This window comes from Pseudomonas grandcourensis (genome assembly GCF_039909015.1).
In the GTDB taxonomy this organism is placed as follows: domain Bacteria; phylum Pseudomonadota; class Gammaproteobacteria; order Pseudomonadales; family Pseudomonadaceae; genus Aquipseudomonas; species Aquipseudomonas grandcourensis.
This window is the reverse complement of record NZ_CP150919.1, coordinates 917,995-937,988: the sequence shown is the minus strand read 5'-3', so window position 1 is coordinate 937,988 and position 19,994 is coordinate 917,995. Positions and strand designations below refer to the sequence as shown.

General features: G+C 58.5%; 12 protein-coding genes. 4 read left to right on the top strand and 8 right to left on the bottom strand.

Features of this window, described 5'->3' with window-relative positions:
• Positions 1-43: 43 nt before the first annotated feature.
• Positions 44-421 (top strand): hypothetical protein, encoded by a 378-nt coding sequence (locus tag AABM52_RS04015; RefSeq protein WP_347910569.1) that lies wholly within the window; start codon positions 44-46, stop codon positions 419-421.
• A gap of 748 nt (positions 422-1,169) precedes the next feature.
• Positions 1,170-2,333 (top strand): type III PLP-dependent enzyme, encoded by a 1,164-nt coding sequence (locus AABM52_RS04010; RefSeq protein WP_347910567.1) that lies wholly within the window; start codon positions 1,170-1,172, stop codon positions 2,331-2,333.
• A gap of 61 nt (positions 2,334-2,394) precedes the next feature.
• Here AABM52_RS04010 and AABM52_RS04005 read toward each other — a convergent pair whose 3' ends face one another.
• On the bottom strand, positions 2,395-3,183 hold the full coding sequence (locus AABM52_RS04005) for a tetratricopeptide repeat protein (RefSeq protein ID WP_347910565.1): 789 nt from the start codon (positions 3,181-3,183) through the stop codon (positions 2,395-2,397).
• Entirely contained in the window at positions 3,184-3,864 is a 681-nt protein-coding gene (locus AABM52_RS04000) for a Fe2+-dependent dioxygenase (RefSeq protein ID WP_347910564.1), read from the bottom strand.
• Positions 3,865-4,072: 208 nt separating this feature from the next.
• Here AABM52_RS04000 and AABM52_RS03995 point away from each other — a divergent pair, with 208 nt between their 5' ends.
• Together AABM52_RS03995 and AABM52_RS03990 are read left to right on the top strand one after the other, a co-directional pair.
• Positions 4,073-6,397: a TonB-dependent siderophore receptor gene (locus AABM52_RS03995; RefSeq protein ID WP_347910562.1), complete on the top strand. Its 2,325-nt coding sequence runs from the start codon at positions 4,073-4,075 to the stop codon at positions 6,395-6,397.
• 133 nt (positions 6,398-6,530) lie between these two features.
• On the top strand, positions 6,531-9,059 hold the full coding sequence (locus tag AABM52_RS03990; RefSeq protein ID WP_347910561.1) for a sulfite reductase flavoprotein subunit alpha: 2,529 nt from the start codon (positions 6,531-6,533) through the stop codon (positions 9,057-9,059).
• Between the two features lie 38 nt (positions 9,060-9,097).
• Here AABM52_RS03990 and AABM52_RS03985 read toward each other — a convergent pair whose 3' ends face one another.
• The 6 genes from AABM52_RS03985 to ptsP form a co-directional block, all read right to left on the bottom strand.
• Positions 9,098-9,997, bottom strand: coding sequence for a hypothetical protein (locus tag AABM52_RS03985; RefSeq protein ID WP_347910560.1), 900 nt, complete (start codon positions 9,995-9,997; stop codon positions 9,098-9,100).
• Between the two features lie 105 nt (positions 9,998-10,102).
• Positions 10,103-12,349 (bottom strand): alpha-xenorhabdolysin family binary toxin subunit A, encoded by a 2,247-nt coding sequence (locus AABM52_RS03980; RefSeq protein WP_347910558.1) that lies wholly within the window; start codon positions 12,347-12,349, stop codon positions 10,103-10,105.
• 348 nt (positions 12,350-12,697) lie between these two features.
• Positions 12,698-14,236 carry an alkaline phosphatase D family protein gene (locus AABM52_RS03975; RefSeq protein ID WP_347910556.1) on the bottom strand — a complete coding sequence of 513 codons (1,539 nt, stop codon included), beginning with the start codon at positions 14,234-14,236 and terminating at the stop codon, positions 12,698-12,700.
• Between the two features lie 142 nt (positions 14,237-14,378).
• A complete protein-coding gene (locus AABM52_RS03970; RefSeq protein WP_347910554.1) occupies positions 14,379-16,118 on the bottom strand; it encodes a PTS fructose-like transporter subunit IIB in 1,740 nt (579 codons plus the stop codon).
• Between the two features lie 11 nt (positions 16,119-16,129).
• Entirely contained in the window at positions 16,130-17,071 is a 942-nt protein-coding gene (gene pfkB / locus AABM52_RS03965) for a 1-phosphofructokinase (protein WP_347910552.1), read from the bottom strand.
• Positions 17,071-19,932, bottom strand: a complete 2,862-nt coding sequence (gene ptsP, locus AABM52_RS03960) for a phosphoenolpyruvate--protein phosphotransferase (RefSeq protein WP_347910551.1) — start codon at positions 19,930-19,932, stop codon at positions 17,071-17,073. Before ptsP ends, pfkB begins: the two co-directional genes overlap by 1 nt.
• Between the last annotated feature and the right edge of the window lie 62 nt (positions 19,933-19,994).

Genomic DNA, 19,994 nt, shown 5'->3' with positions numbered 1-19,994 from the left:
ACACGCTCTCACAAATAAACTTATCAGGTTATAGAGGTCACCCATGAAAACCAACAATTCGACATCACCTGCCACACCGACACCAGAGGCCAACTGCGCGAAGCCAAAGTTCATGGCTGGCCCACCCACACAAATCATCATAGGAGGTCTAGCAGACCCGCAACTTGTCAAAAAAGGGGGAAACTTCAAATTGGTGATCGCGGCAAAACTCGTCGATAAAGACGGCGGGGAAATTACAGGCGTTACCTCCGTGTGGACGACAACTACAGCTGGCGCCACTATCAACCGAGGTCCTGGAAACATGAGCGGGACATTCACGCTAAACAATGTGCAACAAAACACCATCATTCAATTTACCGTTACCACGCAGCAGTACCCAGCCATTCGCAAGAGCGTAAGCCTTAGGCTTAACGTCTATTGATCGGCGACCGTTCCCGTATTTCGTCGGTCGAATAGTGTCACTCTGATCGACCTTGCTCCTGTTCGGGAGCTCAGCTGCCGTAGTCGCCTGATAGCTCCTATGGCTCGGTAAAAATGCAAAACCTGTGGGAGCGAGCTTGCTCGCGATGGCATTTTCACAGCCAACAACGTCGTTGACTGACATTAGGCTATCGCGAGCAACTCGCTCCCACAGTTCTGCGCGATTTTTTAGTGATTCGCAGGCCGGAAAAAAATATCAACAGCACCACCTGCAAAAGCCATCCAGAAATACCTTCTGAAATAGCCAAATTCCCTCTCAGCTTACCTTCTCGCAGCCAACGTCGCCGATTTTGACGCTATCGTAGTTATTAGGGAGTTGGCGCACAAAAGCGTCGAACGTGCAGGTATTTTTAACACTTCATAAATCTTCGGGAACATCCGACTGTCATCTGAGTCGGTTACAAAGAGTGATGCTAGTAACGCGCGTCAGAAGAGTGCAAAAACGCGACATTTTTTGTTGATCTCAAGCCCCTCACGCCCTAAAGTTCGCGCCGAACGTCCATGCTGGAAACGATCCATCCGGCTCAAGTACTGACGACGAGACAGCAAGGCCAAGGGAAAGCTGCACTTCCCATGGCCTTTTTGCTTTCGGCGACATGCCTTGGGAAGTAGGCGAACCAAAGTGGGGATACGGAGGACGTTCATTTGCACCCATTGATAATTTTAGTTTGCCAGTAGGAGTTCCCAGCATGTCGATCCAGGTCGAAGACTATTTCGCGCGTGAAACCTTTCAGAAAATGAAGGCGTTCGCCGACAAACAGGAAACCCCGTTCGTGGTGATCGACACCGCGATGATCAGCCAGGCCTATGATGACCTGCGCGCCGGTTTCGAATTCGCCAAGGTCTACTACGCGGTCAAGGCCAACCCGGCCGTCGAGATCATCGACCTGCTCAAAGAGAAAGGCTCGAGCTTCGACATCGCCTCGATCTACGAGCTCGATAAAGTGATGAACCAGGGCGTCGGCCCGGATCGCATCAGCTACGGCAACACCATCAAGAAATCAAAAGACATTCGCTACTTCTACGAGAAGGGCGTGCGTCTGTATGCCACCGACTCCGAAGCCGACCTGCGCAACATCGCCAAGGCAGCACCGGGTTCGAAAGTCTACGTGCGCATCCTCACCGAAGGCTCGACCACGGCTGACTGGCCTCTGTCGCGCAAATTCGGCTGCCAGACCGACATGGCCATGGACCTGCTGATCCTCGCCCGCGACTTGGGCCTGGTGCCTTACGGCATCTCGTTCCACGTCGGCTCGCAACAGCGCGACATCAGCGTCTGGGACGCGGCGATCGCCAAGGTCAAAGTGATCTTCGAACGCCTGAAGGAAGAAGACGGCATCCACCTGAAGCTGATCAATATGGGCGGCGGCTTCCCGGCCAACTACATCACCCGCACCAACAGCCTGGAAACCTACGCCGAGGAAATCATCCGTTTCCTGAAGGAAGACTTCGGTGACGACCTGCCGGAAATCATCCTCGAACCAGGCCGTTCGCTGATCGCCAACGCCGGTATCCTGGTCAGCGAAGTAGTGCTGGTCGCGCGTAAATCCCGTACCGCGGTAGAGCGTTGGGTGTACACGGATGTGGGCAAGTTCTCCGGCCTGATCGAAACCATGGACGAAGCCATCAAGTTCCCGATCTGGACCGAGAAAAAGGGCGAGATGGAAGAAGTGGTTATCGCCGGCCCTACCTGCGACAGCGCCGACATCATGTACGAAAACTACAAGTACGGCCTGCCGCTGAACCTGGCCATCGGTGATCGCCTGTACTGGCTGTCGACCGGCGCTTACACCACCAGCTACAGCGCCGTCGAGTTCAATGGCTTCCCGCCACTGAAGTCGTTCTACGTGTAAATACGTCACGCAGAAAGCAAAAAGCCCATGACGTGTCATGGGCTTTTTTGTGCCTGCGATTTCAATTCAGAACCACAACGAGCGATTCACCCTGTGGCGAGCTCAGCTCCAGAGCGCGCTGCTGATATTCGGCAGCCAGCATGTGAATTCTTGAGTCAGTCGATGCCGACAATGTCTCACTCGCCACCCGCAGAAAATTCGGATTGCCGTTCGCCAGCGCCTTGCGCAACCAGCCCAGTGCTTCATCAATTTGGCCGACATGGGCCAAAACCGCCGCATGGCTGAACTGCCCTCGAAAGTCCCCGCCTTCGGCCGAACGCCGATACCAGTCGCGGGCCGCACGTAAATCCATGGGACACACTCGTCCCTCTTCCAGATAGCGACCCAGCAGGTTCATCGACTTGGCATGGCCCAAGTGTGCCGCGCGTTGATAGAAGCTGAACGCCGACGTCTGATCCTTATTTACCCCACGCCCGGTCGCCAGCAAATTAGCGTAGTTGTACATCGCCCAATCCAGCCCAGCCTGCGCCGCGACACGATAATGCCGCGCGGCAATCGAGGTATCTGCCACACAACCCCAACCATGCTCATGACAACGACCGAGCATGTTGCGCGCCATCAGGTGCCCCTGGCGCGCGGCGATGCCGAACCAGCTCAGCGCCAGCGGCTGGTCCTGTGCGATCCCCTGGCCGTCGAGCAGAATCTGCCCGAGCAAGGCCTGGGCTTCGACCTCTCCTTCTCGTGCGGCAATCAGGATGGCCTGGGCCGCTCGGGCCGGACTTTCGTCGAGCATCGCGCGCAGGCGCTCACCGTCGAGCACTTCCTCGCGGCGTAAACGAAAATCCGCCACTTACACCTCGACCCAGCGACGCAACAGGTTGTGATACGTACCGGTGAGGCGGATCAGCGATGGATGATCGGGCACATCGCGGGTCAATTGCTGGATGGCCCCGTCCATCTCGAACAACAGGGCGCGCTGGCTGTCTTCGCGCACCAGGCTTTGCGTCCAGAAAAACGAGGCGAGTCGCGTTCCGCGCGTCACCGCGTTGACCTTGTGCAGACTGGTGCCGGGGTACAGCACCATATCACCGGCGGGCAGCTTCACCCGTTGGGTGCCGAAGGTGTCCTGGATTTCCAACTCGCCGCCGTCGTAATCCTCCGGCTCGCTGAAAAAAAGCGTGGCGGACAAATCCGTACGCACCCGCTCGATGCCGCCTTTGGGCTGACGCACTGCGTTGTCGATATGGAAGTCGAAACTGCCACCGGCGGTGTAACAGTTCAACAACGGAGGAAAGACTTTGTGCGGCAAGGCTGCTGACATGAACAGCGGGGTTTTCCACAGCCGCTCCAGCATCGCCGCGCCGATCTCCTTGGCCAGCGGATGCCCTTCCGGCAACTGCAAATTGTGCTTGGCCTTCGCTGACTGGTAGCCGGCGGTGATCTTGCCATCGGCCCAATCGGCTTGCTCCAGAGCCTCGCGAATGCGCTGCACCTCGTCTTTTTCGAACAGGCCGGGAATGTGCAGCAGCATGACAAAGGCACCTGAAACCAAAGATGGTGCCAATGGTATTGATTCTTATTGCCTGTGTAAAACACATCTGACGAATGAGCCAGCAGAAACCGTAAGGTTAAATTGTAAAGATTGTAAATTCAGTGCGAATAGTAATGTTTCGCAATTGTTACGAATACCTATTTACACTATATTCCGCGGCCTCAAATCCTTGGGGAGGGGAATTCAAATGTCGCGTCAACAACCACAAGTACCGGTCAGTTCACCACGTTTGCTCGCATCGGCCATCGGCATGGCGATTACTGCCAGCTCTGCGGGCCATATGGTTTTCGCGGCGGAAAAAGCCGACGAAAAAGCACCGGACAAAGTGATTTCGCTGGGCGCCACCGCCATCACCGGCGAAGCCAAGGACGAGACAACCTACAACGTAGAGAAAGCCTCCTCGCCCAAGTACACCGCGCCGCTGATCGACACGCCGCGCTCGGTAACCGTCATTCCGCAACAGGTTCTGAAAGACACCGGCGCCCTCAACATGCAGGATGCATTGCGTACTGTTCCAGGCATCACCTTCGGTGCCGGTGAAGGTGGCAATCCCCAGGGCGACCGCCCGTTCATCCGCGGCTTCGACGCCCAGGGCGACACCTACCTGGACGGCGTGCGCGACACCGGCTCACAGAGCCGCGAGATCTTCGCCGTTGAGTCGATCGAAGTCAGCAAGGGCCCGAACTCGGCCATCGGCGGCCGTGGCGCTGCGGGTGGCAGCATTAACCTGGTCAGCAAGAAAGCTCACCTGGGCGATTCGCTCGACGGTGGTTTCACCTGGGGCTCCGACCAGACCCAGCGCTACACCTTCGACGGCAACTACCAGTTCACCGATACCGCCGCCGGCCGCCTGAACCTGCTGAGCCACGAGAGCAACGTCGCCGGACGTGACAGCGTCAACTACGACCGTTGGGGTGTTGCACCGTCCCTGGCCTTCGGCCTGGGCACCGACACCCGCGTCAACCTCGACTACTACCATCTCGAAAGCAACGACCTGCCGGACTCGGGTATTCCGTACTCCATCCCGACCGGAGGCTCGGCGGCGCGTACCAAGGCCAACCCGGACAAGCCGAATGACGGCGGCGACAGCAGCAATTTCTATGGCCTGACCGACCGCGACTTCCGCAAGACCCGCACCGACACCGCGACCTTCGCCATCGAGCACGACCTGAGCGACTCGCTGACCATCAAGAACACCCTGCGTCACGGCACCAGCATGCAGGACTACATCCTGACCCAGCCGGACGACAGTAAAGGCAACGTCAACAACGGCAGCGTCTGGCGCCGGGCGAACACCCGCGTGAGCAACACCGAGACCACCACCAACCAGACCGACCTGTTTGGTGATGTGTACATCGCCGGTTTCAAGAACAGTTTCTCCACCGGTGTCGAATACACCCACGAGGAAAGCGAAAAGTCGACGTACAACGTCAACACGGACACCACCCCAGGAACGGCAGCAGCGACCACCAACTGCTCGCCGGCCCTGATCGGTGCGCCAAGCGGTTACAACTGCACCTCGCTGTCCAACCCGAACCAGAACGATCCGTGGAGCGGCGCCATCTCGCGCAACTATGCCGGCACCGACACCAAGGCCAACACCTACGCACTGTATGTGTTCGACACCCTGACGTTGTCCGAGCAGTGGCTGGTGAACATGGGCCTGCGCTACGACCATTTCGACACCGACTACAAAACCTTCAACGGTTCCAGCGTGACCACGTCCAAGGGCGATGACACCAGCGAATTCGTTACCGGTCAGTTCGGCGTGGTGTACAAACCAGCCGAAAACGGCAGCATCTATGCGTCCTACGCAACGTCCGCCACCCCACCGGGCAACACCCTGGGTGAAGGCATGGACGGCAACCCGCTGGGCGGCACACCGGATCGCAACGGCAACCTGCTGAAAAGCGACATGGAGCCGGAAACCACCAAGAACTACGAAATCGGTACCAAGTGGGACCTGTTGAACGATCGTCTGTCCCTGACCGCCGATATCTTCCGCACCGAGAAAGACAACGCTCGTGTGCAGACCAACACCACCACCTACGAAAACGTCGGCAAAACCCGCGTTCAAGGTGTCGAACTGTCGGCCAGCGGCAAGCTCACCGACAAATGGCAGGTCTTCGCCGGCTACGCCTACATGGACAGCGAGCAAGTCGATGGCGGCGACCTGCCGGCAAACAAAGCCAACGATGGCAACGAACTGCCTAACACGCCGAAAAACAGCGCCAGCCTGTGGACGACCTATCAGGTCACGCCAAAGCTGACCATCGGTGGCGGTGCGTTCTATGTCGATGACGTGTTCGGCAGTGCCGCCAATACCACCATGGTTGATTCCTACGTTCGTTACGACGCGATGGCGGCCTACAAGTTGACCAAGAACGTCGACCTGCAACTGAACGTGCAGAACCTGACCGACGAAACCTACTACGACAAGGCGTTCTCGACTCACTTCGCCAACCAGGCGGCCGGTCGCACCGCTTTGCTGAGCACCAACTTCCACTTCTGATAGATGTGTGAAGCCAGAGGCCCCGTTCATCCATATGAACGGGGCCTTTGTGCGTAAAAAAGAATGCTTCTCGACAACCCCACGGCATAATGCGCGCCGTGATGAATCAATTTGAACGAACAAGGCGAGCGACGTGTTGAAGAAAACCCTGTTCCAGTTGCACTGGTTTTTCGGCATCAGCGCCGGGCTGGTCCTGACCCTGATGGGCATCACCGGGGCGGTGGTGTCGTTTCAGGATGAAATCCTGAGCACACTCAACCCTTCTGTGTTGCAGGTCGAGAAACAGGTCGCCGGTGTGCTGCCGCCCGCCGAACTGGTGGAGCGAATCGAAGCCGCGTCGGGCAAAAAAGTCTCGATGCTCACGGTGGAAACCGACAGTGGCAACGCCGCCAAAGTGTGGTTCACCCCGCCGCCGGGTGAACGCCGTGGCGAGATGCGCTACTTCGACCCGTACACCGCCGAGTTCCTCGGCGACGCCACCGGCCAGGACTTCTTTGGCCTGATACTGCAACTGCACCGCTTCCTCGCCATGGGTGACACGGGTCGGCAAATCACCGGCGCGTGCACGCTGATCCTGGTGTTCTTCTGCCTGTCCGGCCTGTACCTGCGCTGGCCTCGCCAATGGAAAAGCTGGCGCGCCTGGCTGACCCTGGACTGGAAGAAAAAGGGTCGCACCTTCAATTGGGATCTGCACTCGGTGGCCGGCACCTGGTGCCTGGTGTTTTACCTCCTGGCGGCGCTGACCGGGTTGTCCTGGTCCTACGAGTGGTACAACAAAGGCCTGACCAAACTGCTTTCCGACGCGCCGCAAAACGAGCGTGTGCGTGGTGGTCGCGGCCCGGCTCCGCAAGGTCCGGCGCCGACCGCCGATTACGCAGCGATGTGGAGCAGCATCTACAGCGCCGCCGGTCCAGGCCTGTCCGCCTACAACATCCGCATGCCTCCAGTGGCTGGCCAACCGGCAACCGTGTTCTATCTGCTCGAAAGCTCGCCCCATGATCGCGCGCTGAACCAGATCACCCTCGCCCCGGCCACCGGCATCGTCAAACGCGTTGACCGCTATACCGACAAGAGCATCAAGGCGCAATTGCTGACCAGCATTTATGCGCTGCACGTCGGCAGCTATTTCGGCCTCGTCGGACGGATCATCATCACAGTCGCAGCGGTGTGTATGCCGCTGTTCTTCATCACTGGATGGCTGCTGTACCTGGATCGTCGCCGCAAGAAAAAGCAGATCAAGGATGCGCGCAAAGGCCTCGAACAACCGGCCGGTGATGCGTCGGCATGGCTGATCGGCTTCGCCAGCCAAAGCGGTTTTGCCGAGCAACTGGCGTGGCAGACCGCCGGACAATTGCAGGCCGCCGGCTTGCCAGTAAAAGTGCAACCGTTGGCGAATGTCAGCGAACAGGATTTGCATGACTCCAGTAATGCGCTGTTCGTGGTCAGCACCTTCGGCGACGGCGAAGCACCGGACAGTGCTCGTGGTTTCGAGCGCAAGGTGCTGGGCAAGGCTTCGTCGCTCGACAGCCTGAACTACGCCGTGCTCGGTCTCGGTGATCGTCAATATCAGCACTTCTGCGGGTTCGCCAAACGCCTGCATCAGCGGTTGAGCGAACACGGCGGCAAGACGCTGTTCGCGCCAGTGGAAGTCGACAGCGGTGATCCCTACGCCCTGCGTCACTGGCAAACCCAGCTCGGTCTGCTCACCGGGCAGGCACCGGTCGATACCTGGCAGGCACCGAGCTACGACAACTGGACACTGGTGCGCCGCGAACTGATGAACCCCGACAGCAGCGGTTCGCCGGTTTATCTGTTGGGCCTGATTGCTCCGAACACCAGCAGTTGGCTAGCCGGCGATCTGGTCGAAGTGCTGCCGCGCAACTGCCCGTGGGTCATCGAACACTTCCTCGACGGCCTCCGCATTTGTGGCGAGACCACGGTGAAAATCAACGGCCTCGAAGAACCGCTTGAAGTAGCGCTGGCCTCGCGTCAACTGCCGGAACACCGCGCGCACCTGGTGGGCCTGCATGCTCAATCATTGGTCGATGCGATGGTGCCTTTGGCCATGCGCGAATACTCTATCGCCTCGATTGCAGCAGACGGCGTGCTGGAGCTGATCGTGCGCCAGGAGCAGCATGCCGACGGCAGCCTCGGCATTGGTTCTGGCTGGTTGACCGAACATGCGCCGGTGGGTGGCAGCATCAGCCTGCGGGTGCGGCGCAACAGCGGTTTCCATTTACCGAACGAGCCGGTGCCGATGATTCTGCTGGGTAACGGCACAGGTCTGGCCGGGTTACGCAGTTTGCTCAAGGCGCGGATTGCTGACGGTCAACAGCGCCAGTGGCTGCTGTTTGGCGAGCGTAATCGTGAGCACGATTTCCTCTGCCGCGCGGAACTGGAAGAGTGGTTGATCAACGGTGATCTGGCCCGTCTCGACCTGGCCTTCTCGCGGGATCAGGCTGAGAAGATCTACGTGCAGGATCGCTTGCAGGAGTCGGCCGAGGAACTGAAAAAATGGCTGGCAGAGGGTGCGGTGATTTATATCTGCGGCAGTATGCAGGGAATGGCTAGCGGGGTTGACCAGGTGCTGCAGAAAGTCCTCGGAGCAGCGCAGGTAGAAACGCTTATCGAACAAAACCGTTATCGCCGCGACGTCTACTGAGTGCAGCCGGATCTCATCCGGCTACAACTCCACTTTGCTCATTGTTCTTCAACAGCATATTTACCTTGATTGCGCATGAAGTCCGACCATTCCTGCAACCTGTCCATACGCAGTTGCAGTGGATCCAGCAAGCTGGCAACCAGGTTCAGCACCAGGAGCAAAGTCGAATACGTCGAGGAAGCGGTTATCGAGCAAAGCCTATCAATCATCACCATCAATAACTGCTCAATCCTGTTCAGAAAATGACCGAAATTGAATAGTGCGGAAGAGGAGGACGCGTATACGCCGGTCAAACGATACAGCTCCAGCGTTTGCGGGTCAGGATCTCCTTTGTACGGTCTTCTGAAATCGAAGGGTGAGGTCCCGGAACCCGAAGGAGGCTTTTGCGGTGAGTAGCCGTATGCCTCTATTTTTTGTTTTCTTGCTGCAACGATGCGGTGGAACATTGGATGAATCCCTCGCTCCATCGAGGAGACATTCAATCTGTACCGTTCAACTGTTTGCAGTTTGGTGCGGCACTGGTCAACGAAAAAGCTCACGACTCCGGAAACGTTGTAAAAGCTGCAAATGGCAAGGTGAGGTTGCCAGAGGTCGAAAGGAGCGCACCCCAAAGAATCAATTGACACCCGTCGGTAGCGCGTCACGCCTGGCTTGGCCTCAATGAAAACCTGCCGAAGATGTCGGGCGTGATCGACGCAGGCAAGCACTCCCGCCCGTAACTCCTCCACATCATCCACCAAGGACTGAAATCTGGAGAGATCGGCGTCAGCCTCTTCGCTCAACTCCTGCGCATAGGCGCCTAGCACCTTTGATGTCTCAGGGGTGGAGTGAGTGATGAAATCCCTGTGGAGCACCTCATTCAAGAACAATTTGTATGCGCGCAACGAAATAAAATCATCTTCCTGAAAAAATATGACATCCCTGTTCTCGTCGCTCATAGTCGTCTCCTGCGAATATTCAATCCCGAGTAACACAATCAATAAAAAGCCGTGCATCGAGAGGCTCGACGCACGGTCATTCAAGGGCGGTGTGAAACGTAATACTTACAGATAAGAAAGCTGATTCAGGTAACCGACAAAACCATTGGCGGTAGAGAAATATTCTGAAATCTGCTTACTCAAGGGCATAGCCTGATGAGCCTTCATCGAGTTCAAGAAGCGCGACACTGTTTTGTCGATCTTATCGAACTCTGCCACGTAGAGTTTGCGCTGCTCATTCATTTCGCCAAAAACTTCGATGAGTTTGATCTTGTCGGCAGTGATGCGTGCGCTGTGTTTTTCGGCAGCGATTTGCGCCTGCACCTCCACAGTCTTATCACGAAGGACCTGATTCTGTTTTACCATCAAGACAAAGGAAACACTCCTGACTGCACCCTCCAGGTCCTGTTTCACTTTTTCGATCGCTGCCAGCACAAGATCAACCTGAGATGGCTTCGCACCAAGTTTCTTGACCGCCTCGACACTCAGCTCGATATTCTTGGTAACGCCGGAAATACCGAGTTTATTGAGTTCATCCACTGCTTCGTTGATGACTGCACGTTTCTTTTCAAGATCGGTCAGGCTGGAATTCAAACGTTCCAATACGACTTCACGCTCTGAAACGTCATTAATCAACGAGGCTTTGAATCCCTGCACGATTGTCTCGTCGTAGCCTGCGTTGAACTTCCTGAGGCTCTCACTCAGCGAGTTGGAAATTTCACTGACGGATGCCTGTGCCTCATTTAACAACACAGCCTGCTCCCCATGAATTTCATCGATCTCTTCAGAACCTTCTTGCAGTTCTTCATCAAGCGACATCAACTGTCCAAGCGTGGATTTAAGTACAAATTCGGTTTTCAGAGCCTTTTCCCTGACCACATTGGAGCCGGTCGAAACATCGACCGAAAGTGTATTAAATTTTTTGCTAAAGTCCGGAAGATAATCAGTTTTCATGAACAATAACTTTGCTTCCACCGCACTGTTACGCAGTTTCGAACTACTGTCCTGCAAGACATCGGTTTGCACGCCAGGGTACATATCACTTTGCATTAAAGACCTCCTTGATCTTTTTCCTTGAAAACCGTATTCCCTCATGTATTCCACTTCCGCCTCGCGGAATAATTCAACAAGGTCATCAGCACTGCTGTGGATTATTCGCCATGGCGCAGCGACCAAACGAAATTGAGTAATGAAGGCTAGTAACCGAACACCACCTTCGATCTTCGAGACCGCTTTTCCGGAGCTTTCAATGTAGGTATGGAGCACATTCCAAGTATGGACCACGTTATTTGTCGCCACTTCAGCATCTAGAGCAACCGTCTGCATATCCTGCATGTCACTTCTGATCCGTGCGATCGAGCCCAGGGTCTTGGACTTGCTTTCAAGGCTCTTGATGGCCGTTTTCTGGATGCTGCTCAGATCATTACGCCGGGATCGAACACTTTCGGCTTCGACTCCGATATAGATGGCAACTCCCAACCCTATGAGAGAAAAGCTGCTCACCGACTGAAGCGAACTCATTACCAGTGCCTTGTACTCTTTATTCAACTCATCAATCTGATTAGCGCGCTCCTTGACCTCGTTATTCAAACCCTCGATGTCCTCTGCGTATGTATTGCTTTCAAGAGCCAGCGCCAGCAACTTGATCGTGGGAATGACATCGTTAGTCAGTTGTCGACTAAACGTGCTGAGATCGGTCTTTATTTCAACGGCCGTCTGCAGATGCTCTTTGACCTGCTCGAAGATCAGATCAAGAACATCCCCAAGATTCGGGATGGTGTCCTCTTCCAACGCAAGATCCGGGAACGATTTGCCTTCTTTCACTTCCCAGTCACGCAGTTCCTTGTAGTTGGTGATTTTGTGTGTGCCCAGCGTCTTTGCCAACTTGACTTCAGCGAAAATTTCCTCGACCGAAGCAAGGTAAACATCCATGCTCAAACCAAACACTTTCAAATGGGTTCCCGTCAGCATGATGCGAGAGCGCAGGGGGGACCACAGTCTGGCATGCGAGTTTATCTTCGTAAAAGACACGAGAAAGTCTTCAGTCGTAAAACCTTTGCCACCGTCTTCGTCACCAAAGTTCAGGTAAGTCGCAAGGGATCGCTCGTTGGTCGGAAGTGCCAGCCCTGCTGCTTCATATTTACGCAGGGAAATGATTTGGGCTTTTGTTAGTATCAAGCCGTTTGCGCGAGTAATGTCATTCGCGGCCCCGGTCGACAAGGACATCAGTGATTGGGGGACAACGGCTGCAAGATTTGCAATTTCTTCGCGATTTTTGCCTTCCAAGCTCTTTTCCCACAATACAGCGGACATAGCGATTCCTCTCTAAAAGTTCGACTCTTAACCAGACCATTTAACTTTCATAACCTGCTTATTCGTCATAAAGTTCAGAAAAGAAAGTAAGCACCCCTCCAATATCGATCAAGCGATTAAATATATGAAAATGTAATAGCTAGAAAACCAGAATAAAACTTCAGCAAAAAAAATCATCAAACTCATCGACCAACGAGAACCACTGAAAACTTCAACCCACTTCTACACACCAACCCCAGAACTCCAAAACTCCAAAACCTGACAGCAACTACAAATAAAACTCAGCAACTTCCAGTATCAGCTTCTTGTGCAAAAATCATTTCCCATACAGCGAACAACTACCGAGTCTCACGGTGACAGTTTTTGCTCGAACACAGCCACGCCATCCAGATCCCGCAACACCACGCTCAACTCCCCGCTCTGCCCATCGATATTCACCTCGCCAAAGAACTGAAACCCGGCAAACGGCGAGACGTTCTGCGCAGGCGGCGCCTTCTCGAACACCACTTCAGGGCCGAAGGTTTTATCCAGCGGATTAGGCCCGAAGCTACCGGCATTCAGCGGCCCGGCGACGAACTCCCAGAACGGTTCGAAATCCTGGAACGCCGCCCGATCCGGGTGGTAATGATGGGCCGCGCAGTAATGCACATCCGCGGTCAGGAACAGGAAATTGCGTACCTGCTGCGCCCGCAGGAAACCGAGCAACTCGGCGATCTCCAGTTCACGCCCCTGGGCCGGGCCGGGGTCACCGTTGGCCACCGCTTCCCAACGCACGACACCCGGACTGACTTCACCGTCGGGCACGCCGAGGCCAATGGGCATGTCGGCGGCGATGACTTTCCATTGCGCGTTGGAGGCCTGCATTTCGCGCTTGAGCCAGTCCAGTTGCTCACGACCGAGGAAGGGTTTTGCAGCGCCCAGATTGTCATCGTTGGCCCCGCGATAGCTGCGCATGTCGAGTACAAATACATCGAGCAGCGGCCCGTAACCGAGCTTGCGATAGATCCGCCCGCCGCCATCACCGCTCTGCAAACGCATCGGCGCGTATTCGAGCCAGGCCTGGCGTGCGCGGCCCACCAGGCTGTGGATATCTTTGTCCTGATAACGCGCATCCAGCTGCTTGCCCGGCGACCAGTTGTTCACCACTTCGTGGTCGTCCCACTGCCAGATCTGCGGGACCTCGGCGTTGAAGCGACGGATGTTTTCGTCCATCAGGTTGTAGCGATAGTTGCCGCGATACTCATCGAGGGTCTCGGCGACTTTGCTCTTGGCCTCGGTGGTGATGTTGCGCCACACCCGGCCGCCTTCCGTGGTGATCTGCGCCGGGATCGGGCCGTCGGCGTAAATGGTGTCGCCGCTGTGGATAAAAAAGTCTGGCAGACGCAGGCGCATTGCTTCGTAGATGCGCATGCCGCCAATGTCCGGGTTGATGCCGAAGCCCTGGCCGACGGTGTCGCCGCTCCAGACAAAACGGATATCGCGACGGGTCTGCGGCACGCTGCGCAAGTGACCGAACCAGGGCTCGCTGGCAACGCCGCTCTGGGCGTCTTCAAACTGCACACGATAGAAAATCGCCTGGTCGGCGGGCAACCCGGTGAGTTCGACCCGGGCAGTGAAATCGGTGCGCGCATCGGCCAGGGACGAGACGAATCGCCGGGGGTTGGGAAACAGACTGCGGGTGTCCCACTCCACCACCATCCGCGCGGGGCGGTCGCAGCGGCTCCAGATGATCGCCCGGTCGCCCAGCAGATCGCCGGACTGCACGCCGTCAGTGAGTTGCGGCCGATCCTTGACCGAAGCGATCACCGCCGGCGCCAGCCCCGGCAACAACAGCCCGGCGCCAACCGCTTGCATGACACGACGGCGCCCGAGGTTGAAATCGCTCATGGGGTTCTCCTTGAAAAAGGAAAAACTAAAGCATGGCTGGATGAAGTAGAGGTGACAGAGAAAAGATCGCAGCCTGCGGCAGCTCCTACAGGTGTTCACAATCTGCCAGTGTAGGAGCTGCCGAAGGCTGCGATCTTTTGAGCTACGCCTTGGCCGGCTCGAGCGCCAACTCCACCGTCTCTGACCGCTTCACCAGCGCATACACCACCGCCGTCAACAAGCTCCCCGCCACAATCGCCAACAAATAAAGCAGCGCATGGTTGATCGCATTCGGGATCGCCAACACGAACAACCCACCGTGGGGCGCCATCAGTTTGCAGCCGAAATACATCGACAGCGCACCGGTCAGCGCACCGCCGGCGATGCTCGCAGGAATCACCCGCAACGGGTCTTTCGCCGCAAACGGAATCGCCCCCTCGGAGATGAAGCACAGCCCCAGAACCAGCGCCGCTTTACCGGCCTCGCGCTCGGTCTGGGCGAACTTGCGCCGCGCGATGAACGTGGCGATGCCCAGGCCAATAGGCGGCACCATGCCGGCCGCCATGGTCGCCGCCATCGGCGCATAGCTCTGCGACGCCAGCAAGCCCACCGAGAACGCATAGGCTGCCTTGTTGATCGGCCCGCCGAGGTCGACGCACATCATGCCGCCCAGCAACACCCCCAGCAGAATCGCGTTGGTGGTACCCATGCTGTCGAGGAAATGCGTAAGCCCGGAAAGCATCCCGGCCACCGGTTTGCCCACCACGTAGATCATCACCAGACCGGTGAACAGACTCGCCAGCAGCGGGATGATCAGGATCGGCTTGAGTGCCTCAAGGCTCTGCGGCAAACGCGCATATTTATTGATCGCCCTGGCCGCGTAACCGGCCAGAAAACCGGCGATGATCCCGCCGATGAAACCGGCGCCCAGGGTGCTCGCCAGCAGTCCGCCGATCATCCCCGGCGCGAGGCCCGGACGGTCCGCAATGGAATAGGCGATGTAACCCGCCAACAGAGGCACCATCAGCTTGAACGCAGTGTCGCCGCCGATCTGCATCAACGCTGCCGCCAGCGTGCCCTCTTCCTTGAACGCGGTGATGCCGAACACAAACGACAAGGCGATCATCAAGCCGCCGGCCACCACCATCGGCAACATGAACGACACACCGGTCAGCAGATGTTTATAGACGCCCGTCTTCTCCTGTTTGGTCGTTGTTTTTGCAGTACTCGAGGCACTTTCCTGCTGACCTTCGGCCAAGGCTTTTTTCAAGGTCGCCTCGGCTTGCTTGAGGGCAATGCCGGTGCCACAGCGATAGATTTTCTTGCCGGCGAAACGCTCGGTGGCGACCTCGATATCGGCCGCCAGCAGCACCACATCGGCCTCGGCAATCACTTGAGCGCTCAAGGGATTGCGCGCACCGACCGAGCCTTGGGTTTCCACCTGCAGGTCATAGCCCAGGCGTTTGGCCGCTTGCTGCAAGGCCTCGGCAGCCATGAACGTGTGAGCGACACCCGTCGGGCACGCGGTGACGGCCACCAGTCGCGGCGTGTTCTGGACAACTGCCACAGGTTCGACGACGGCTTCGGTTGCGACGTAGACCTGTGCCTCCTGCGCTCCTCGCCGCAGCACCGCTTCCACGTCCTGCAGGGCCTGGGCCGGAGTGCTCTGGAATACCCGCTTGCCGACAAACCGCGACATGTCCACCGGCGCGCTGGTCACCAGCAGCACCCACTCGGCCGCGTCGAGGGTGGCCGCCGACAGTTGCTTTTCGGGATGCGCGGCATCGGTGACTTCGACACTGGTGCTCCAGCCCTGGCGCTGGGCCGCGGCATCGAGCAGCCGGGCACACAGCACACTGGTGACCATGCCGTTCGGGCAGGCCGTAACGATGGCTAACTTCATGACAAACCCTCTTATTGTTCTGTCAGGGGACGCACGCGCACACCCTGTTCGAGCTGCGCCAGTTGCGCAGCATCGCCAATGCCAAATCCGATCTGGGTCACCGCCATCGCGGCAATCGCCGTAGCGGTGCGCAAGGTCTGCTCCGGCGTATCGGCACTGAGCAAACCGTGAAGCATCCCCGCCAACAACGAATCACCCGCGCCCACGGTGCTGGCGACGCTGACCCTGGGTGGCGTGGCATGCAGTGCCGAGCCGACGCTGAACCAGTTCACACCCTCGGCACCATGGGAAATCACCACATGCTCGATGCCTTGGGCGTGCAAGCGCTCCGCCGCCAAGGCCTGGGCACTGACCGAGACGACCTCGCAGTCCAGCACCTCGGCCAGTTCTTCAGTGTTGGGCTTGATGAGCCAGGGTCCTGCTTTGAGCGCCGCACGCAACGCCTCGCCGCTGGTGTCGAGCGCGACGTTCAAGCCCAGTTTTTTCAAGCGCAAGATCAACGCCTGCAACCATTGCGCGCTGACACCCAACGGCAAGCTTCCGGCGACAACCACCGCATCGTGTCCCGGGGCAATCTGCTCCAGTCGATCGATCAAGGCCTGCTGCGCCGCTACGCTGACCTGCGGTCCCGGCCCGTTGATGTCGGTGATGCGTCCGTCGCTTTCCGCCAGTTTGATATTGCTGCGGGTCTCGCCCGGAACGCGGATGAAAGCGTCGACAAATCCGCGTTTGGCGAACAGCGTTTCGAACGCTTGCAGGTTGTCTTCGCCAAGAAAGCCACTGACGGTCAATTGATGCCCGAGGTCCGCCAGCACTTGCGCCACGTTCACGCCTTTGCCGGCGGCGTGGGTGTGCATCACATCGCTGCGGTTGACCTGGCCGGCTTCAAGGCGCGGCAACTGGACGGTCAGGTCCAGCGCCGGGTTGAGGGTCAGGGTAAGAATCCGGGCCATTACAGGGCCTCCACTAATGCACGCACTTCATTGGCGCTGCCCACGGCCAGGGCCTGGCGGGCAAGGGTTTGAGTCTGAGTGAAGCCCAGTTCGCGAATCCGCGCCTTGACTTCGGCAATGCTGCGCGCCCCGACGCTGAGTTCATCCACCCCGAGGCCGACCAGCACCGGCACCGCCAGCGGGTCGGCCGCCAGCTCGCCGCACACACCGACCCATTTGCCCTGAGCATGGGCCGCGCGCACGGTGATGTCGATCAATTGCAGCACCGCCGGATGCAAGCCATCGGCCTGGGCCGACAGCGTTGGATGGCCACGGTCGATGGCCAGGGTGTATTGGGTCAGGTCGTTGGTCCCGACGCTGAAAAAATCGACCTCCTGGGCCAGCACCGGCGCCAGCAATGCCGCCGACGGCACTTCGATCATGATCCCCAGCTGCAGGTCGGCGACCGGGATTTCCCGGCGCAGGCGTTCGGTCATGTCACGGGCCTGGCGCCACTCGTCGACGCTACCCACCATCGGGAACATGATCCGCAGCGGCCGGTTGTCGGCAGCCCGCAGCAAGGCGCGCAGTTGCGCTTCCATGATCTGCGGGCGCTGCAAAGTCAGGCGAATGCCGCGCACGCCGAGGAAGGGGTTTTCTTCCTTCGCAATCGGCCAGTACGGCAGCGGTTTGTCGCCACCGACATCGAGGGTACGCACCACCAACGGTCGCCCGGCCAGACCGTCGAGGACCCGGCGGTACTCGGCTTCCTGGGTCGCCTCGTCGGGCGCTTGCGAGTGGGCCATGAAAATCAGTTCGGTGCGCAACAGGCCAATGCCTTCGGCGCCCTGCTCCACCGCGCCGGTCACGCCAGCGCTTTCACCAATGTTGGCGAACACTTCGACGGCATGGCCATCGGTGGTCAACGCCGGTTGATGGCGCCGTTCCGCAGCCGCCTTCAAGCGTTGCTCGCGGGTATCGCGTTCGGCCGTGGCGCGTTGCAAGGTCGCCGCGTCAGCGTCCACATGCAGGCGACCACGTTGGCCATCGAGCAGCAACGGCGTACCCGGTGCCAGCAGCAATACGCCGGGGCCGGCGCCGACCAGTGCCGGAATGCCCAGGGCCCGGGCGACAATCGCACTGTGCGCCGTAGCGCCACCCCGGGCGGTGAGAATCCCGGCCACGCGAGCGGGGTCGAGACGCGCGACGTCGGACGGGCCGACCTCGTCCATCACCAGAATGTACGGTTGATCCGGTTCGCCCGGGGTTTCGATGCCGCTGAGCTGCATCAACACCCGACGCCCGATGTCGCGCAAGTCGGCCGCGCGCTCGGCGAGCAAGGCATCTTGCAACGCTTCCTGTTGCCGGGCCGCCGCTTCAATCACGGCCATCCACGCCGCCTCGGCGCTTTCGCCCTGCTTGAGGCGCGTATCGACCTCATCGGTCAGTTCCGGATCGTCGAGCATCTCTTGGTGGGTGATGAAGATTTCGCGGATGGCTTTGCTCTTGCTGCGCTCGATCAGGCCCTGGATGTCACGGCGTACCTGCGCCAGGGCGTGCTGGAGACGCTCACGCTCGATGCCGGCGGACTCGCCGCGCAACGGGTATTCGATGGTTTGCAGCACTTGAATATGCGCCGGGCCGATAGCGATCCCCGGAGCGGCGGCAATCGCCTGAACCATGCTGCCTGACACCGGGGCGAGGACCACTTCGGCCATATCGGCAACGACTTCGCGCACCTGGCTTACCGGTGGCAGCGGTTCGACTTCCTCACCGAGGCCTTCTTCGATGGCCGCCAACAAGGCCGGCAACGCATCCGCCGCGATGCCCGGTTCGGCGATGATTTCCAGCACCTGCCCCCGACGGGCGCCGAGGCTGAGCAACTTGCTCAAGCTCTTTACCGACACGGCGCTGTCGTGGCCATCGACGATGCGTACGCGGATGTCACCTTCAAAACTCTTTGCCAGTTGCGCGAGGATTTTCGCCGGCCGCGCATGCAAACCATGGGCGTTGGCCAATGCAATTCGCGCGCTGGGCCAGTCGGCGGGCACTTCACCACCGAGCACTTCGAGGACTTTGCGGCTGCTGGTGGCGCGCCCCAACTCATGGCCACGCCCTTCGATCAACAACGCGCACAGGCGTTCGAGCAGGGCTTGATGGGCCTCACCGAGGCTGGCCAGGCAGAACAGTCCAGTGAGTGGCTGGCCGAGGTAGCGCAGCGGTCTGTCCGGGGTGACGAAGGCCAGGCCCGGGCGCTTCACCGTCTGCTCGCTGTGCAGCCACCACAGGCCATCGCCCAGGGGCAGCGCTTCAACCTGTTGCAGCACGGCGGAGAAACCGTTGCTCACGCAGTCGGCCTGCCGCAACAAACGTGCGCCGCGCCAGACCAGCTCTTCGAAATCTTCGGCCGCCACACCGAGACCGATCATCTGCGCGTCCAGCGCCAGTTCCTGCGGCGCACCTTGCAGCAACTTCAGCAAGGCTTCGGCGGAACCGGCGCGACGCAGGGCCTGGCCCAGGTCGGTCTCGCCGAGGGCACGGGTGAGCAATTGTAACAGGCGCAGGTGTTCATCGGATTTGGCGGCGATACCGATCGCCAGGTAAACGATATGACCATCGCCCCAGTCCACGCCATCGGGGAACTGCATCAGGCGCACACCGGTGGTGAACACCAGGTCGCGGGTTTCGGGCGTACCGTGGGGGATGGCAATACCTTGACCGAGAAAGGTCGAGCCCTGGGCTTCCCGCGCCTGCAAGCCGGCGAGATACCCCTCGGCAACCAGGCCGTCGGCGACCAGATGCCGGGCCAGCAATTGCAGCGCTGCGGATTTATCCACAGCCGACTGGCCCATGGAAATCTGCTCTACAGTGAGCTCGAGCATGCTTTCTCCTTTTTGGCGCCTTGGGGCACCAGGTATTGTTTTGAATGAGTCAGCTTAGGCGC

Coding starts and splice junctions, on each gene's coding strand:
- AABM52_RS03975 (WP_347910556.1), bottom strand. CDS start 14,236: ATGAGCGATTTCAACCTCGGGCGCCGTCGTGTCATGCAAGCGGTTGGC.
- AABM52_RS03985 (WP_347910560.1), bottom strand. CDS start 9,997: ATGAGCGACGAGAACAGGGATGTCATATTTTTTCAGGAAGATGATTTT.
- pfkB (WP_347910552.1), bottom strand. CDS start 17,071: ATGGCCCGGATTCTTACCCTGACCCTCAACCCGGCGCTGGACCTGACC.
- AABM52_RS04010 (WP_347910567.1), top strand. CDS start 1,170: ATGTCGATCCAGGTCGAAGACTATTTCGCGCGTGAAACCTTTCAGAAA.
- AABM52_RS04015 (WP_347910569.1), top strand. CDS start 44: ATGAAAACCAACAATTCGACATCACCTGCCACACCGACACCAGAGGCC.
- AABM52_RS03995 (WP_347910562.1), top strand. CDS start 4,073: ATGTCGCGTCAACAACCACAAGTACCGGTCAGTTCACCACGTTTGCTC.
- AABM52_RS03980 (WP_347910558.1), bottom strand. CDS start 12,349: ATGTCCGCTGTATTGTGGGAAAAGAGCTTGGAAGGCAAAAATCGCGAA.
- AABM52_RS03970 (WP_347910554.1), bottom strand. CDS start 16,118: ATGAAGTTAGCCATCGTTACGGCCTGCCCGAACGGCATGGTCACCAGT.
- ptsP (WP_347910551.1), bottom strand. CDS start 19,932: ATGCTCGAGCTCACTGTAGAGCAGATTTCCATGGGCCAGTCGGCTGTG.
- AABM52_RS04000 (WP_347910564.1), bottom strand. CDS start 3,864: ATGCTGCTGCACATTCCCGGCCTGTTCGAAAAAGACGAGGTGCAGCGC.